At 51.5% G+C, this 899-nt stretch carries 1 protein-coding gene; it reads left to right on the top strand.

Going from position 1 to position 899, the window contains the following annotated elements; all coding sequences use genetic code 11:
* On the top strand, nucleotides 1-899 hold an 899-nt coding region (locus L693_RS27820), incomplete at both ends, for a phosphopantetheine-binding protein (protein WP_155983782.1).

The following is an 899-nucleotide window of genomic DNA, read 5'->3' as shown; positions in this document are numbered from 1 at the left end:
CATTCCTTTGCATCCGAAAGTGATCGGGTTATGGTCATGGAGGGGAATCCGGTACGATTAAAGGAAAAATTTCTGTTGGAATCTCCAGCTTGGCCGGAAACAGAGGTTCCCTGCCTTACAGAAGATCAGGATCTGGGCACTTTGCCGGAGCAAGTGCAGGATGATTGCATAAGAAGAATCGCCCGGTTGCTTCAAACGGGTACCGAAGAAATTGATCCTTATGCAGAGTGGAAAGACTATGGGCTTGATGTGGTGGCCCTGACCGGGCTGGTTAACGAATTGAACCAAACGTATGGACTTGACTGGGCCTATGATATCTTTCTAGAATATCCGACCCTCCACAGCCTGACAGACTATCTTCTGGAGACCTGCAGAGACCGCTTGACCCGCCCATTGGGAGGGGACGCTTCAAGTGCACCTGCTGCTCAAGCTGTTTCGGCTTCGGCGGTTGATCCGGAATTATTGAAGGAAAAAACCCTGCACCAGCTCAAGGTTATGTTTGGCGACATTACCAAAATGCGTGTAGACAGCATTGATGGGGAAGAGTCTCTGGAGAGCTATGGCATCGACTCGATTATGATTAATCAGTTGAACCAGAAGCTTGGGGATATCTTTGGGGAGCTTTCCAAGACCTTGTTCTATGAATACCAGACCTTGCTGGAACTGGCGGAGTATTTGGTCTCCGACCACTCCCAAGGGTGCTTGAAATGGACGGGGCTTACAGAACGGGTTCAAGCCCTGCCGGAACAGCATGCGGCACAGAGGAATTTCGAGGATGAACTCCCTGTACTGGCTTCACGGAAAGCCGGGAGAAGGAAAGCCTGCCGCTTTACTGCCGAGGTGCCCGCCGCTGCAACACGGGAACCTGTGGCAATTATAGGGATCAGCGGACGCTATCC

Source organism: Paenibacillus sp. 1-18, from assembly GCF_000520755.1.
GTDB classification, from domain to species: domain Bacteria; phylum Bacillota; class Bacilli; order Paenibacillales; family Paenibacillaceae; genus Paenibacillus; species Paenibacillus brasilensis.
The sequence above is the reverse complement of the archived record's forward strand: the minus strand, read 5'-3'. Positions and strand labels throughout refer to the sequence as shown.